Here is a 15,627-nt window from a genome sequence, read left to right on the forward strand (position 1 = left end):
TCTCTATCTCCCCCCCTGCCTCGGGGGGGGGGGGGGGGGGGGGGGGGGGGGGGGGGGGGGGCCCCCCCCCCCCGCGCCCCCCCGCCCGGGTCTCTCACCGGTCCGCGCCCTTCTCGACGAGCTCGGCGGGCGCCGCCCACCGATTCCCGAGAGCGCCTTCGACGCTCTCGACCTGGAGGTCCGCAGGACCGTCCACGACCGCCGGACCGGCACCGACGCCGCTCCCGGCACCGGAAGACCTCAGGAGGAATCCGCATGACCAGCACCCCCACCGGGCGTCGTGTGACCGTCGACGGCCAGGACAGCATCGCCTTCGACCGCACCTTCCGGGCAGGCATCGAGGACGTCTGGGCGGCGGTCACCGAATCGGATCGGCTGGCCCGATGGATCGGCGAATGGACCGGCGACCCGTCGACCGGCTCGGTCGACTTCCGGATGCTCTACGAGGGCGACGAGCACCAGGCCGAGCACTTCACCATCCACGAGTGCCGGGCCCCCCACCGCCTGACCCTCACTTCGCAGGTGCCCGGCCAGGAATTCGTCTGGCACATGAGCCTGACCCTCGTCGAGCACGAGGGAACCACGACGCTCACCTTCAGCCAGTCCGTCGGCGACGACCCGGCGATGGCGGGCGGAGTGGGCCCCGGCTGGGACTACTACCTGGACCGGCTCGTCCTCGCCGAGACCGGCGGTGACCCGGCATCCGTCGACTTCGCCGACTACCACCCGGTCCACACGCAGCACTACCTCGACATGTTCAGCTGAGCGCGCCGAACGCGAGGGCCGGACACGGGGCCGGCTGAAGCCGCCGGTCCCGCATCCGCTGGTCGCCTCCGGGTGGGGCAGCGCATCGGATGCCGTGCGGGCCCCGGGCCGGGGCGCACGCCCGGTACCGAAGCGCCGGGCAGGGACATCTCATCGCTCGCCCGAACGCGGGAAAGCACTGTCCCCGCCGACGAACCTCGGCGGGGACAGTGCTCAGGGCCGGTGGCGCAAGACCCCGGTCGGGGTGGTCGGGGCGAGAATCAGATGATGCTCACTCCGTAGACGCTGAGCGCCTCGGTGACGGGCTGGTAGAACGTGGTGCCGCCGGAGGAGCAGTTGCCGCTGCCGCCGGAAGTGAGGCCGAGTGCGGTGCTCCCGGAGAAGAGTGCGCCGCCGCTGTCGCCGGGCTCGGCGCAGACGTTGGTCTGGATCAGACCGGAGACGATGCCGTCGGCGCCGTAGTTGACGGTGGCGTTGAGACCGGTGACGGAGCCGCCGTGCAGGCCGGTGGTGCTGCCGCTGCGCTGGACGGACTGTCCGACCGTGGCGTCGGCCGCACCGTCGATCTCCTGGTAGCTGCCGTTGTAGAGGGAGACCCGGCCGTCGGCCGCGCCCGGGTCGGAGTGCTGGATGATGCCGTAGTCGTCGCCGGGGAAGCTCGATCCGGTGGTGGTGCCGATGGACCACGAGCTGCCGATGTTGGTGCAGTGGCCGGCGGTCAGGGCGAACTTGGTGCCCGCACCGTCCTGCACGTTGAATCCCAGGGAGCAGCGGGCTCCGCCGGTGGTGATGGCTTCGCCTCCCGCGATGAGCTTGGAGAACGTACCGGGGGTGCGCTTGACCACGAGCGCGTCGGCGTTGGTGCCCGCCTCGCTCTTCAGCTTGGCGATCTCGGCCTTGCTGACCGTGCTGTCGGCGGTGACGACGACCTTGCCCGACGCGCCGTCGACGTACCAGGCCGTGCCGCCGACGTCGGCGGTGCGGACAGAGGCGGCGGTCTGGTTGAGCTCGGTGGCGCTGAACGTCTTCGGGGCCGGCTGGGCGGATGCGGCGGTGGCGGGAACCGCGAGCGCCGCCGCGGCGGCGAGGCCGGTGGCCCCTGCGATGAATCGTGCTCGTCTCGTGAGGCTGTGGGGGCGAGAGAGTCGCACTGTGTTCCTCCAGATCGTGGGGGGAAACTCGAGGCGTTTGGGTGGACGCCCATGACTCGTCATCGGGGACACGATCAATCCGACGTGTCCCTGACAACGTTATTCATGCTGGAGAGACCGGTGGACCGACACAAGACCCCCGGAATGCGACTGGCCGAGAAGTAGTTCTTTCGGTGAGCTCCAGACCTCAACAAAGCGGTGTATTAGTGACATTGAGAGAGAAGGGGATGGCGGAAAATAGACTGCGGAGTGTTGCCGCCCTCCCTCCGCGTCTTCGGTCACAGCCCGAGGTGCGAGCCGATCTCGGTGCGGGACGAGACCCCCAGCTTCCGCAGGGCACGTGCCACGTGGTGCTCGACCGTCCGGTGGGAGAGGACCAGCTCGCGGGCGATCTCGCGGTTCGACAGGCCGAGCGAGGCGAGCCGGGCCACCGCTCGCTCCCGGGGCGAAAGGTGGTCGCCGTACCCCAGCGCGCCGGGCCTGCGGACGGTGATCTGGCCGTGCTCCCGCAGTTCGCGTTGGCATCGCAGCACATCCCATACGCCTTCGACGGCCTGGTAGGCCGCGATCGCCTCGTGCAGCACCGTGCGCCCGCCCGCCACGCCGGAGGCCAGCAGGTGGAGCCCCCACGCCTCCTTCACGTACGCGGCTTCGTACGGTCGCTCCAACCGCGTCCAGGCGTCCGCTGCGGCCGCGTACAGCGCATCGGACGAACCGCTTCCGGCCTGCGGGCCGTCCGTGATGGTGAGCAGGGCCCGGCAGGTCGACAGTGCGGCCCGGGCCGCCGGTGCGTCGCGGTCGGCGATGCCCGCGGCCAGCTCCGCGACGAGGCGATGCGCCTCGCCGGGACGGCCGTCGCGGATCAGGGCCTCGACGGCCGGCGGCGCGATGGCGGTCGCCCACATCCACGCACCCGTACGGCGGACGTGGTGCAGCGCCCCCTCCGCCGCCTGGACAGCCTGCGCGGGGCGGCCGGCGGCCAGATGGACCCGCGTCACGGCAGCCGCGGCCGCGGTCAGTACGACGCCGGTGTCCAGCGCGGTCGTACGGACGGCCCGCTCCAGGAGACGCCGCGCCACATCCGTCTGCCCCATGGTGTGCAGGCGTAGCAGTCCGCAGACCAGCAGGGCCTCCGCGTGGAAGTCGGGCACGTCCCGGTACTGCTCCTCGGCCCGCTCGGCCCGTCGCAGGAGTCCCTTCCACCGGCCGCCCGTGAAGGCGGCGACCACGTCCGTGGTCTCGACGAACGCTTCCAGGTACGGGGCATGGTTCGTCCGCACCGCCTCCCACGCCCGGGCCTGGAAGGCACGGGCGCGCTCCAGGTGCCCCAGGGAGGTCGCGGCGCCCGCCAGATTGGCGTACGCCCTCGCCGCCGCCTCACCGGTGATGGTGTCGGGCAGATCGGCCACCGCCTCCCACGCCGCCGGATCGCCCATCAGGGCCAGGGCGGTGGCGCGGTTGGCCAGCACGGCCGCACGCAGCTCCTCCTCCTCGATCTCGGGCAGCAGGCTCTCCGCCTCGGCCAGCCGCCGCCGGTGCTCGACGACCGGCCAGCCCTTGAGGGAGGGGATGGCCGTGATCGCCAGCGCCCGTGCGGCCTGCCCGGTCGAGACGGCCAGGAGGTCGGGGACGGCTCGCGCTATCTCCTCCAGCGCCTCAAGACCGGAACCCGACTGGTTGCGCAGCAACAGGCCCAGGAGCAGCCGGATCTCACCGCTCGGGCCCGGTCCGAGAGAGCGCTGGTCGAGCACCTGGCGCAGGGCGGCGGGCACCTGCGGGCCGGGGCGGGCGTTCAGCGCGACGCGGGCCAGTTTCAGCGCGATCCGGTCGCGGGCGACGGGCGAGGGGCCGACGCGCAGGGCGTCGAGGTAGTGGGCCGTGGCCGTACCCGCGTCGCCGTTTCCGGCCGCCCGGTCCGCCGCCGCCTCCAGGAAGCGGGCCGCCTCCGCGGGGCGGCCGGCACGCCGGTAGTGCCCGGCGATCACCGCCAGCGGGACGGGACTTGCGTGCCGGGCCAGGGCACGGGCCGCGCGCAGGTGCAGTACGGACCGTTCCGGTTCGGCCACCGCCTCGTACACGGCCCGGCGGGCCAGTTCGTACGGGAAGGCGTAGGTGCCGTCCGCCGCCCGGACGACGCCCTCCCGAAGCGCCGCGGCGAGCCCACGACGCGTCTCCGGATCGTCCGACCCCGCGACGGCCCCCAGCAGTTCGACGGGCGCGGGGTCGCCGAGCACCGCCGCAGCGGCGACCACCTGCCGTGCCGCCGAAGGAAGGCGACGCAGTCGCTCCACCACCGTACGGCGCACGGACGCGGGCAGGGGCGGCTCCGGCACGCCCGCCGGCCCGGTGCGGAACTCCGCGGAGTCGGGCCGCCCGCGCAGCACCTCCTCGATCACGTGGGGCAGCCCGCCCGTCCACCGGTGCAGCCGGTCGGCGAACTCTTCCGGCACCGCCCGCACGCCGAGCAGACCGGCGGCCAGCGCGCCGGTCTCGGCTGCCGACAGCGGTGCGAGGTGCCGCTCGACCACCGTGACGTGGGCCGGGGTGCGCAGTGGGAACGGGAGCCCGTCGCTTCCCTCGGCGTCGGTGTGCGGAACGGTGGCGCTGCGGGCGGTGAGCACGAGTCCCAGGCGCGGCGGCGGGTCGGAGGCGACCGTACGGAGGTAGGCGCAGGTGGCTTCGTCGGCCCACTGGAGATCCTCCACGACCAGCACGGCCTCCCCCAGGGACGCCGTCAACGCGCGCAGGGCCCGCAGGACGCGGTGGTGTTCGGCGCGCGGTTCTCCCAGGGGAGGCGGCGCGGGCGGGAGGCGATCGGCGAGGTCGGGCAACAGCCCGCGCAGGGCCCCGGTCACGGGCGGCAGGCCCTGGGGCGTCGGCGGCAGGACCTGGGTCACGGGCGGCACGCCCTGGGGCGACGGCGGCAGGACCTGGGTCACGGGCCACGGGGCCCCGGTCAACGCCTCGATGAGCGGTGCGAACGGGAAGGGCGCTTCCGACTCCTGACAGCGGGCGACCAGGGTGACGGCACCCGGTGACCTGGTCCGCTGGAGGAGTTCGTGGACGAGCCGGCTCTTCCCCACCCCCGCCTCCCCCGTGATCACCACGACGGCGGGTCTGCGGTCGAGCTCCGGGCACACGGCGTCCAGCAGCTGGGAGCGTCCGATCAGGGGGCCGGGGGCGGAGGGCGGCGGCTCGGCGTTCACGGCTTCCTTCCGCACCCCTGGGCGGGACCGGCACGACGGGGCGGGGTGGGCGAATTCGGCCGGCCGCCGGACGGCCTCATGATGGCCCTTCACGACCGTGGTGAGAAGAGGAGCGACGGGGGGGGGGCCCCGGGGGGGGCGCCCGCCCCCCCCCCCCCCCCGCGCGCCGGGGGGGGGGGCGGCGGGCCGCGGGGAGCGGGGGGGGGGGGGGGGGGGGGGGGGCGCCGGCCCCCCCCCCCCGCCCCCCCCCCCCGGCCGGGGTTGCCGGCCGGTTCAGAACTGGAGGGACCAGGCGTTGACGTAGCCGGTGTCGTTGACCCAGTTGTCGGTGACACGGAGCTTCCAGACCCCGTTGGCGGGACTGTTGGAGGCATTCACCGTGAACGTGCCCTGGACGTTGTCGGCGCTGTCGTTGGAGTTGAAGTTCTTCAGGACGGCCGCGCCCCCGCCCGGGGACAGCAGTTCGATCTTGAGGTCACCGCGGAAGGTGTGGCGGATGTCGAGGGTGACCGACAGGTCGGCGGGGGCATTGCCGTCGATGCCGGTCACGGTGATGGGGGACTCGACGGTGGCGTTGTCGCGGATCTGGACCTGGCCGGCGCTCTCGAACTTCCTTCCGGGCGGGTCGGTGGGGTCCTCGCCGCCGCCGGTGCCGGTGAAGAGCAGGCGGTTGGGGGAGCCGGCGCGGGCGTCGCTGATCTTGTCCGGGGTGGCGGCGGCGACCAGCTTGTCGCGGACCTGGGCCGGGGTGAGCGACGGCTCGGCGGCCAGCAGCAGTGCGGCGGCGCCGGCCGTGTGCGGGGATGCCATGGAGGTGCCGCTCATCGACTGGTTGGCGCTGTCGCCCGCGTTGGACGCGGAGATGATCCTGTCGCCGGGCGCGAAGATGTCGAGGCAGGTGCCGTAGTTGGAGGCCTGGCCGTTGCTCCAGCCGGTGGCGCGGGCGTCCGAGCTGTTCGTGGCGCCGACCGTGATGGCCGCCGGGGTGGACGAGGGCGAGTACTGGCAGGAGTCGGCGTTGTTGTTCCCGGCCGCGACGACCCAGGTGATGCCGGAGGCGATGGAGTTGTTGATCGCGTCGTTGATGGACTGGGTCTTGCCGCCGCCGACGCTCATGTTGACCACGGCGGGCTTCCTGGCGTTCTTGGTGACCCAGTCGATACCGCGGAGGACCGGATCCCACGTGGTGCCGGACGAGCCCTGGCAGTTCAGGACCCGGACGCTGACGATCTTGGCGGCCTTGGCCACTCCGTAGGAGCTGCCCGCGGCGGTTCCCGCGACGTGAGTGCCATGCCCATGACAGTCAGAGGCGTTGGAGTCGTTGTCGATGAAGTCGTAGCCGCTGGTGGCCCGGCCGCCGAAGTCGCCGTGGCTCATACGGACACCGGAGTCGACGACGTAGACGGTGACGTTGGAGGCGTCACTGGGGTAGGTGAAGCTCTTGTCCAGCGGAAGATCGCGCTGGTCGACGCGGTCCAGGCCGTAACTGGGCGGATTGGGCTGGGTGCCGGTGGCGTACGCCGCACCGTCGGCTTCCACCCGGGCCACCGAGGGGTCGGCGGCCAGTCGCTTCGCCTTCTCCTCGCTCATCTTCACCGAGAAGCCGCGCAGGGCGGTGGTGTAGGTGCTCCTGACCTCGCCCGCGTGGCGCGCGGACAGGTACTTCGCGACGGAGGGTATCTCCGTACGGGCGACGGAGTCCTTGAGGGTGACGATGTAGGACCCTTCGACCGCGTCGGGGCGGTCCGCGCCGACGATGCGGCCTTCGCCGCCGCCCGGCGGTACGGGTGCGGCCGTGGCCCCGGCGGTCGAGGCCGCGCCGACGAGCAGGGCGGCACTCGCGCCTACGGCGAGCAGTCTGCGCAGAGAGCGAACTGGACGTTCCACAGCTTCTCCTCATGATGCGTCACAGGCCCTGTCGGGCCTGGTGGGGGTGGACCGCCCGGCATGCGGCACCACGGAAAGAGGCATGGTGACCGGAGGCCGGGCCGGGCGGCCGCAGGGATGACCTGTGATGGGGCTCGCCGCGCGGGAGGCCGTCGCCCCTCCGCCCGGCATTGCCGATTCACGCCTGTCGGCGGGGCTGAGGCCGCGGCACATCCCGTACGCACGGGAAGTGCCGGGCCGGGTTCTTTCGCCCGCCGTTCGTCGTGTTCTGGTCACCCAGAGTTTGCGGCGCTCGGCGGGCGCCTATCAATACGTAGCCCTACCTAAAGGAACTGCGGCGCGACGAGTGCGGCGGGTCATGCCCCCAGGTCCTCCGTCACGGGCAGGCACTCGGCGAGCAGGTCGACCACGTCGCGCCAGGCTCGCCGCGCGTGCTGCGGGTGGTGGCCGACGCCGGGGACCACGGGGTGGTCGACCGGCGGGTGGTGGAAGGCGTGCAAAGCACCGCCGTAGACCGTGAGGCGCCAGTCGACGCCGGCGGCCTGCATCTCGGCGGTGAACGCGTCGCGTTGCGCGGGCGGCATGATCGGGTCCTCCGACCCGACCCCGGCCCATACCGGGCAGCGAATGCGCGCCGCCTCGCCCGGTCGGCCCGTGGTCACCGCGTTGACCGTCCCGATCGCGCGCAGGTCCACGCCGTCGCGCCCGAGTTCCAGCCCGACCGCTCCCCCGGTGCCGTAGCCCACGGCGGCGATCCGGTCGGGGTCGGTACGCGGTTCGGCGCGCAACACGTCGAGCGCCGCACGGCCGATGCCCCGCATCCGGTCCGGGTCGGCGAGCAGCGGCAGGCAACGGGCCAGCATCTCCTCGGGGTCACCCAGATACCGCCCGCCGTGCAGATCGAAGGCCAGCGCCACGTATCCCAGTTCGGCGAGGGCATCGGCCCTGCGGCGCTCGACGTCGCTGAGCCCCATGCCCTCCGGTCCGAGCAGCACCGCGGGTCGGCGCTCGACACCGGCCGGGAGCGCGAGGTGCCCGATCATCGTCAGACCGTCGGCCGGATACTCGACCGCACGCGTCGCCATCGTCGTCATGAGGCGGGACTTTAGTGATCGTCGAGCCCGGCCCGGCCGGTGTTCTGCCGCAGGCAGAGCGGCGCGGTATCCGAAACTGCGGCGAGGGCTTCCGTTTCAAACGACGGCACCCACCGACAACGACTGCGGTGCGGGGCGGAACGGCCCCGCTGTCAGACGGTCGGCCCGGAGCGAAGCCGCCGCGCGTCCCGCACGAGCGCGTACGCGGCGCCGAGAAAGATCGTGACTCCACCCACGAGCCAGAGAACCGAGGCCCCGGAGCGGTACTCGCGAACGGCGAGAGCGAGCAGCATCACGCTGGTGATGACGCCGAAGACCGAGATCAGGGCACTGATGCGATGAGTCACATGAACATCATCAACGACACCCCCGGCCCATGGAAGTGATCCGCCCGCCGGTTCCGCACCAGTTTCCGCCCCGGGCCCTTCCCGCCAGACCCCTGCCCGGGCGCGGCGGCTGCGTGGGGCGCTGCGGCGGCGGCGGTGTCTTCGGCGGATGGTCCGGGGTGTGGTTCCACACGGGTGCTCCCAGGAACGACGCGGGCACCCATCGTAAGGGAGCGATTACGCGCCGGGGTCGGGAGTCGCCCCGTGAAGCGGTCCATGGGCTCTGCGAGAGAATTCGACCACCACCCGGCTCCATGACGGGCGGGTTCCGCCGGGCAGCATCTCAGGAGGGCAAGCGTGACCGAGACCAGCGATACCCGATCCGCCGACAGCGCGGCGCACGAGGAGCCGCGGGGCCGGCTGCAGCGGCTGATGCGCTACATCCCTCTGGTCGCCCCCGTCCTGCTGTGGGCCGTACCCTGCTGGCTTCTCCTGCACACCGGGCAACGCTGGCCGCTCCCCGTCACGCTGATCGGCACCGCGCTGTTCGTCCTCGGTCTGATCGGTATGCCGCTCGCGATGGCCCGGGGCCACGGTCGGCGCCAGCAGGACCGGGCGGCGATCGTCGGTGACACGCTGCTCGGGAGCATATGGATCCTGTTCACCTGGTCCGTGCTGCTCGGCGTCCTGTTGCGGCTCGCCCTGACGGTGGCCGGTGTCGGGGACGGGCAGGAGCGGGCGCGCATCGTCACCTGGGCCGTCCTCGCTGTCACCGCCGTACTGCTCGCCTGGGGGTACGCGGAGGCCCGGCGCGTACCGCGCGTTCGCCGACTCGACGTGGAACTTCCGCGCTTGGGAGCCGAGTTGGACGGCACCCGGGTCGCGCTGATCACCGACACCCACTACGGTCCGCTCGACCGCGCCCGCTGGTCCGCGCGCGTCTGCGAGACGGTGAACTCCCTGGAGGCCGACCTGGTCTGCCACACCGGGGACATCGCCGACGGCACGGCCGAACGCCGTCGTGCCCAGGCCGCTCCGCTGGGTACGGTGCAGGCGACCCGGGCCCGTGTCTACGTCACCGGCAACCACGAGTACTACAGCGAGGCCCAGGGCTGGGTGGACCTGATGGACGAGCTGGGATGGGAGCCGCTGCGCAACCGCCATCTGCTGCTCGAACGTGGCGGTGACAGCCTCGTGGTCGCCGGTGTCGACGACGTCACCGCCGAGTCCTCCGGGCTGGCGGGCCACCGCGCCCACCTCGCCGGAGCCCTCGACGGCGCCGACCCCGCTCTCCCCGTCCTGCTCCTCGCCCACCAGCCCAAGTTCGTCGACCGCGCGGCGGCCCACGGCATCGATCTCCAGCTCTCCGGCCACACCCACGGCGGCCAGATCTGGCCGTTCCACTACCTGGTCCGCGTCGACCAGCCTGTCGTCGCGGGCCTCAGCCGCCACGGCGCGCGCACCCTGCTCTACACCAGCCGAGGCACCGGCTTCTGGGGCCCGCCCTTCCGCGTCTTCGCCCCCAGCGAGATCACCCTGCTCGTCCTCCGGTCCCCACAGGGGTCCGCTGCGGCCTGAAGCGGGCGGGGACCGGCCGTGGCGGGAACATCTGAATGATGGTTCACTTCTTTGATGGCCTACCGCAAGACCCCAGCCGAAATTCGACGGCTCGAAGCCGCCCGGGACCATCTCGTCGTCCGCGCCACCGAGGTCGTGGCGGAGGTCGGCTGGGCGCAGGCGTCCGTGACCGCCGTCGCGGACGCGGCCGGCATCGCCGCCGGCTCCGTCTACCAGCACTTCTCGTCCAAGTCCGCGCTGGCCGTGGAGGTCTTCCGACGCGCCGCACAGCGCGAGGTGGACGTGCTGGGCGAGGTGCTGGAGGGCGACGGCGACCCCGCCGACCGGTTGCGCCGGGGGGTGGAGGTGTTCGCCCGCCGCGCCCTGGAGAACCACGGCCTGGCGTACGCGCTGCTCGCGGCGCCCGCCGAGCCGGCGGTCGGCGCGGAACGCCTGGCCTTCCGGCGCCGCTACCGGGGGCTGTTCGCCGCGGTGATCGACGAAGGGGTCGCCGCGGACCTGCTGCCCGGACAGGACGCGGAGATCACCGCCGCGGCGCTCACCGGCGCCATCGGCGAGGTCCTCGTGTATCCGCTGAGCACCTCGGCCGCGCACGACGCGGACCGGCTCGTCGCCGGCCTCTCCGCCGTGGCCCTGCGCTGCGCGGGCGCGGCTCCCTGAGCCGCTCCGCGCGTCCCCCGTCCCCGCGCCGGGTGCGCCCCGACCCCCGCCGTCCCGCTTCCCGGAGGAGATCCGATGCCCACGCCCGTCGCACCACGCAGCGACCCGACCGCCGTGACGCACGCGGTGACCAACCAGGCGCCTCCGCTCACCGGTCACGACGCCGCCGAGGACGCGGTACTCCTCGAAGGGGTGCGCCGCGAGGGCGCCGAGTGGCATCTGGAGGAGCTGCACCGCTTCGGCCGGTACGTCGGCAGTGAGGAGGCGCAGCACTGGGCCGACCAGGCCAACCGGCACGAGCCGGAGCTGCGCACCCACGACCGCTACGGCCACCGGATCGACGAGGTCGAGTTCCACCCCGCCTACCACGCGCTGATGGACGCCTCGGTGCGGGCGGGCCTGGCGGGGGCCGCTTGGGCGGACGAGCGGCCGGGGGCCCATGTCGCCCGGGCCGGCGGCTTCATGCTGGCCACGATGCTGGAGCAGGGGCACCTGTGCCCGGTCTCGATGACGTACGCCGTCGTCCCGGCGCTGCGCCGCTCCCCCGGCCTCGCCAAGACGTACGAGCCGCTGCTGACCAGCCGGGTGTACGAGCCCGGGCTGAGCACCCCCGCCGCCAAGCGCGGGCTGCTCGCCGGGATGGGGATGACGGAGAAGCAGGGCGGCACCGATGTGCGCGCCAACACCACGGCCGCTGTGGAGCAGGCCGACGGCACCTGGCGGCTGCGCGGGCACAAGTGGTTCACCAGCGCGCCGATGAACGACCTCTTCCTGGTGCTCGCCCAGTCGCCCGGCGGCCTGTCGTGCTTCCTGGTGCCGCGCGTGCTGCCGGACGGGAGCCGGAACACCTTCCGTATCCAGCGGCTCAAGGACAAGCTCGGCAACCGGTCCAACGCGTCCAGCGAGCCGGAGTTCGACGACACCGTGGCCTGGCTCGTCGGGGACGAGGGCAAGGGCGTGCGCACGATCATCGACATGGTGACGATGACCCGGCTCGACTGTGTGCTCGGGTCCGCCGCCGGTATCCGGGCCGCGCTCGCGCAGGCGGCCCACCACGCGCGCCACCGCTCGGTGTTCGGCGCCCGGCTGATCGACCAGCCGCTGATGCGCAACGTCCTGGCGGATCTGTCCCTGGAGTCCGAGGCCGCAACCACCCTGGCCCTGCGCCTGGCGGGGGCCGCCGACCGCGCCCACCGGGGCGACGCCGGGGAGCGCGCGTTCCTGCGGCTGGCCACCGCCATCGCCAAGTTCTGGGTGTGCAAGCGGCAGCCTGTCGCGGTCGCCGAGGCTTTGGAGTGCCTGGGCGGCAACGGGTACGACGAGGCGTCCGGGATGCCGCGGCTGTACCGCGAGGCCCCGCTCAACGGCATCTGGGAGGGCTCCGGCAATGTCAACGCCCTGGACATGCTGAGGGCGTTGACGCGGGAGCCCGAGTCCCTGGAGGCCCTGAGCGCCGAGGTCGGGGCGGCCGCCGGGGCGGACGCGCGCCTGGACGCGGCCTGGCGGGAGCTGCGGGCCGAGCTGGCCCGGCCCGAGGACGCGCAGCTGCGGGCCCGCCGGGTCGTCGAACGGGCCGCGCTCGTCCTCCAGGGCTCGCTGCTGGTGCGCCACGCACCGGCGTCGGTGGCCGACGCGTTCTGCGCGTCCCGCCTCGCCGGGGACCAGGGGCTCGCGTTCGGCACCCTTCCGCCGGGCACGGACTTCGCGGGCCTGCTGGGGCGGCTGCCCGCCTGACCGGACCTGCTTACGTGTTGTCCTGCGGCCGGTGCGGGCCCTGCGCCCGCACCGGCCGATCGCGTGCGCGGAGGTAGGCGTCCAGCTCTGCGGCCCCGGCCAGCATCGCGCGCCCGCGCGCGGCCAGTCGGGCGTGCCAGTCGTCCAGGGCGGCGACGAGCGGCTCCGGACCGCCGGCCGCCCGCACCTGGGCGATGAGCGGTGCGATCTGCTCCAGGCGGTAGCCGCCGCGCCGGAGCTGGTGGGCCAGGGCGGCGTCCCGTACGTCGGCCGCGTCGTACACCCGGTATCCGGTCCGCGGGTCGCGGCGCGGGGTCACGAGCCCGGCGCGCTCCCACTTGCGCAGCGTGGCGGGCCTGATGCCCAGCCTTCCCGCCAACGGTCCGACGAACGTCGCGCCGGGGCCCGCCCCCTCGTCGGGTGCGGGCACGGCTCCGGGCCCCAGGTCGCGGAGGGCCCTTTCGACGGCGTCCAGCGTCCTGCGGTCCTCCAGGAGCTGGGCGTGGCTCCCGTCGATGAGACGGAGCGCCTCGGCCGGCTCGTCGCGGTTCACCGCCCGCATGATCGCCGTCGCGGTCGCGTGCCCATGGCCGGGGACCAGGGCGAGGAACGCCCCCAGGGCGTCCGCGTGCAGCGGTGTGTACGTGCGGTAGCCGTGGGCGGTGCGCCCGGCGGCGGGGAGGATCCCCGCCGCTTCGTAGTTCCTCACCGCCTGGGTCGACAGACCGTGCCGACGGGCCAGGTCGACGGGGCGCAGGCGACCTGCTGTTTGAGGGTTCTGCCGCATGTGAACGAGATTATCGCGCCGAAGTTTCCACCGAAGGTTCAACGATACGGTTGAAGCCATGGCAGACGACATCAAGGACTTCGCTCACGCCGTCGACGCGGCCTCCGTCATGCGGCTGTTCGCCTCCCCGCCCCGGATGCTGGCCCTGGGCGAGCCCACCCACGGGGTGGACGCCCCGCTCCGCCTGCGCAACGCCCTCTTCCGGCAGCTCGTCGAGCAGGAGGGGTACCGGACCGTCGCCGTCGAGAGCGACTGTGTGGCGGGGCTGCTGGTGGACGACTACGTGACATCGGGCGCGGGCACGCTGGACGACGTACTGGAGCGGGGGTTCAGCCACGGTCTCGGGGCATCGGCCGCCACTCGTGAACTGGTGTGCTGGATGCGCGCGTTCAACGCCGGCCGGCCCGCTTCCGACCAGGTCCGGTTCGCCGGCTTCGACGGGCCGCTGGAGATGGCCTGGGCCGCGAGCCCCCGAGAGGCTCTCACCGCGCTCCACCGCACCCTCACCGACCACGTCGCCCCGGGGCTGATTCCCTGCACCGCCGAGACGCTCGACCGCCTGCTCGGCCCCGACGGCCGGTGGACCGACCCTGCGGCGATGTGGGATCCGGCCGCGTCCTTCGGGCGGTCGGCCGAGGCCGGGGAGCTGCGGCTGCTCGCGGACGACCTGGGGGCGCTGCTCCACGCCTGGGCGCCGCACCTGATCGCGGCGACCTCACGGAACGCGTTCGACCGGGCCCGGCTGTGGGCGCGGGCCGCGTCGGGGCTGTTGCGGTACCACCACGGGATGGCCGACGCCTCGCCGAGCCGGCTGGCGCGGCTGACGGGCCTGCGGGACCAGATGATGGCCGACAACCTCCTCGCGCTCGCGGAGCGGGGACCGGTTCTGGTCCACGCGCACAACAGCCACCTCCAGCGCGACATCAGCTCGATGCGGATGGGCGGGCAGCGGCTGGAGTGGTGGAGCGCGGGCGCCATCGTGCACACCTGCCTGGACGAGGAGTACGGCTTCCTGGCCACCGCCTTCGGCACGATGCGGCACCAGGGGGTCGACGTCCCGCCGCCGGACACCCTCGAAGGCGCCCTGCACGCGCTCCCGGCCGAGACCTGCCTGGTGGGCACCTACGCGTCGGGCGCCGCCCTCACTGCCACCGGCCCCGTACGGCGCACGTCCCCGTACTTCGGCTACGCCCCGCTCGACCCGGCGCACCTGGCCCGCATCGACGGGATCGTGTTCATGAAAGACGTCCCCGAGGACTGAGACCGCACCTCACGGCCCCTGCGGGATCGGACCCGCGCATCCGGTCGGATGGCATGGCATCCGGTCAGGAATAGTCGGGGCGGGCCGTTGTTGATCACACCATGACTTCTGAGACGACCGGAACGGGCAGCACCTTCGGACGCGTGGGGATCTGGAGCAGCGCCCTCCACGCGTCGCGCGTGGACGAGGCGGGCGGGAAGGCGATCGCCGACGCGCTCGCCGAACTCGATGAACTGGGGTACGGCACCGTCTGGATCGGGGGCAGTCCGACGCCCGGCGACGCCGCCGCCGTTGTGGCCGCCACCCGCTCGATCACCGTGGCCACCGGCATCCTGAGCATCTGGAACCACACGGCGGAGGAGGTGGCGGCCGTGGTCTCGGCGATCGATCCGGACGCTCGCGGCCGCTTCGTCCTCGGACTGGGCGTCAGCCACGGCCCGATGGTGCCCCAGTACGCGAAGCCGTACAGCGCGATGGTGGACTACCTCGACGCGCTCGACGCCGCGGAGCCGTTCGTGGGCTCCGGCCATCGGGTCCTGGCGGCTCTCGGGCCGAAGATGCTGAAGCTCGCGGCCGACCGGTCGCTCGGGGCACACCCCTACCTCGTCACCACCGAGCACACCGCGGAGGCCCGTGCGGCGCTCGGACCCGACGCTCTGCTCGCCCCGGAGCTGACCGTCGTCCTGGACACGGACCTCGACCGGGCCCGCACCACCGCGCGGACCATGCTGGGGATGTATCTCCAACTGCCCAACTACACGGCCAATCTGCTGCGCCTCGGGTTCACGGAAGGCGACTTCGAGGGTGGCGGCAGCGTCCGTCTCCTCGACGCCCTCTTCGCGCTGGGCGACGCGGAGGTGGTGACGCGCCGGACGCGGGAGTACCTCGACGCGGGCGCGGACCATGTCGCGTTGCAGATCCTCACCGCCGACGCGGGCGGCGCCGGCCTGCCGCGCGCCGAATGGCGCGCGCTGGCCGAGGCGTTCGGCTCCGAACTCTGACAGCCCGCGCACACCGCCGTCCCACGATTCGGGCACCATTCGGACGGTGAACGAGCGAAATCGGGCGGGGGGGGGGGCGCGGCCCCCGCCGGGCGCGGCCGGCCCGCCCCGCCAGCCCCCCCCGCCCACGCGGGGGCCGCGCCCGGGGGGGGGGGGCTGGGGGGGGGGCGGGGGGGG

Annotated in this window: 12 protein-coding genes; 6 read left to right on the forward strand and 6 right to left on the reverse strand. The window is 73.3% G+C overall.

All coding sequences use genetic code 11. The features are described from left to right. The first annotated feature begins 255 nt into the window (after positions 1–255). Positions 256–765 carry an SRPBCC family protein gene (locus JS521_RS15410; protein WP_205083556.1) on the forward strand — a complete coding sequence of 170 codons (510 nt, stop codon included), beginning with the start codon at positions 256–258 and terminating at the stop codon, positions 763–765. Positions 766–1,025: 260 nt separating this feature from the next. Here JS521_RS15410 and JS521_RS15415 read toward each other — a convergent pair whose 3' ends face one another. The 5 genes from JS521_RS15415 to JS521_RS15435 all read right to left on the reverse strand — a co-directional run bounded on the left by JS521_RS15415 (position 1,026) and on the right by JS521_RS15435 (position 8,450). Next, positions 1,026–1,916 carry a S1 family peptidase gene (locus tag JS521_RS15415; protein WP_205083557.1) on the reverse strand — a complete coding sequence of 297 codons (891 nt, stop codon included), beginning with the start codon at positions 1,914–1,916 and terminating at the stop codon, positions 1,026–1,028. Between the two features lie 278 nt (positions 1,917–2,194). Continuing rightward, positions 2,195–5,122 (reverse strand): ATP-binding protein, encoded by a 2,928-nt coding sequence (locus JS521_RS15420; protein ID WP_205083558.1) that lies wholly within the window; start codon positions 5,120–5,122, stop codon positions 2,195–2,197. A 273-nt stretch (positions 5,123–5,395) separates the two neighbouring features. Continuing rightward, a complete protein-coding gene (locus tag JS521_RS15425) occupies positions 5,396–7,009 on the reverse strand; it encodes a S8 family peptidase (protein WP_205083559.1) in 1,614 nt (537 codons plus the stop codon). Between the two features lie 356 nt (positions 7,010–7,365). Next, the gene (locus JS521_RS15430; RefSeq protein ID WP_205083560.1) at positions 7,366–8,103 is read right to left on the reverse strand and encodes a dienelactone hydrolase family protein; all 738 of its coding nucleotides are present in this window, start codon (positions 8,101–8,103) and stop codon (positions 7,366–7,368) included. Between the two features lie 152 nt (positions 8,104–8,255). After that, entirely contained in the window at positions 8,256–8,450 is a 195-nt protein-coding gene (locus JS521_RS15435) for a hypothetical protein (protein WP_205083561.1), read from the reverse strand. Between the two features lie 336 nt (positions 8,451–8,786). On the opposite strand from JS521_RS15435, the gene JS521_RS15440 reads away from it, so the two are divergent. The 3 genes from JS521_RS15440 (at position 8,787) to JS521_RS15450 (ending at position 12,401) form a co-directional block, all read left to right on the forward strand. Continuing rightward, on the forward strand, positions 8,787–10,007 hold the full coding sequence (locus JS521_RS15440; RefSeq protein ID WP_205083562.1) for a metallophosphoesterase: 1,221 nt from the start codon (positions 8,787–8,789) through the stop codon (positions 10,005–10,007). Positions 10,008–10,061: 54 nt separating this feature from the next. Beyond that, positions 10,062–10,667: a TetR/AcrR family transcriptional regulator gene (locus JS521_RS15445; protein ID WP_205083563.1), complete on the forward strand. Its 606-nt coding sequence runs from the start codon at positions 10,062–10,064 to the stop codon at positions 10,665–10,667. Between the two features lie 75 nt (positions 10,668–10,742). Continuing rightward, a complete protein-coding gene (locus JS521_RS15450; RefSeq protein ID WP_205083564.1) occupies positions 10,743–12,401 on the forward strand; it encodes an acyl-CoA dehydrogenase family protein in 1,659 nt (552 codons plus the stop codon). 10 nt (positions 12,402–12,411) lie between these two features. Here the strand turns inward: JS521_RS15450 and JS521_RS15455 are convergent, their stop codons facing one another. Then, a complete protein-coding gene (locus tag JS521_RS15455; RefSeq protein ID WP_205083565.1) occupies positions 12,412–13,188 on the reverse strand; it encodes a TioE family transcriptional regulator in 777 nt (258 codons plus the stop codon). Between the two features lie 58 nt (positions 13,189–13,246). On the opposite strand from JS521_RS15455, the gene JS521_RS15460 reads away from it, so the two are divergent. Together JS521_RS15460 and JS521_RS15465 are read left to right on the forward strand one after the other, a co-directional pair. Continuing rightward, complete coding sequence (locus tag JS521_RS15460; protein WP_205083566.1) at positions 13,247–14,449, forward strand: erythromycin esterase family protein; 1,203 nt, start codon at positions 13,247–13,249, stop codon at positions 14,447–14,449. 101 nt (positions 14,450–14,550) lie between these two features. Next, the gene (locus tag JS521_RS15465) at positions 14,551–15,450 is read left to right on the forward strand and encodes an LLM class F420-dependent oxidoreductase (RefSeq protein ID WP_205083567.1); all 900 of its coding nucleotides are present in this window, start codon (positions 14,551–14,553) and stop codon (positions 15,448–15,450) included. Positions 15,451–15,627: the final 177 nt, after the last annotated feature.

Source organism: Streptomyces durocortorensis, assembly GCF_016901035.1.
In the GTDB taxonomy this organism is placed as follows: Bacteria; Actinomycetota; Actinomycetes; order Streptomycetales; family Streptomycetaceae; genus Streptomyces; species Streptomyces durocortorensis.

Bases quoted from the DNA above. Each gene is read 5' to 3' on its own strand.
- JS521_RS15410 (WP_205083556.1), top strand. From the start codon at position 256: ATGACCAGCACCCCCACCGGGCGTCGTGTGACCGTCGACGGCCAGGAC.
- JS521_RS15430 (WP_205083560.1), bottom strand. From the start codon at position 8,103: ATGACGACGATGGCGACGCGTGCGGTCGAGTATCCGGCCGACGGTCTG.
- JS521_RS15445 (WP_205083563.1), top strand. From the start codon at position 10,062: ATGGCCTACCGCAAGACCCCAGCCGAAATTCGACGGCTCGAAGCCGCC.
- JS521_RS15450 (WP_205083564.1), top strand. From the start codon at position 10,743: ATGCCCACGCCCGTCGCACCACGCAGCGACCCGACCGCCGTGACGCAC.
- JS521_RS15455 (WP_205083565.1), bottom strand. From the start codon at position 13,188: ATGCGGCAGAACCCTCAAACAGCAGGTCGCCTGCGCCCCGTCGACCTG.
- JS521_RS15460 (WP_205083566.1), top strand. From the start codon at position 13,247: ATGGCAGACGACATCAAGGACTTCGCTCACGCCGTCGACGCGGCCTCC.
- JS521_RS15465 (WP_205083567.1), top strand. From the start codon at position 14,551: ATGACTTCTGAGACGACCGGAACGGGCAGCACCTTCGGACGCGTGGGG.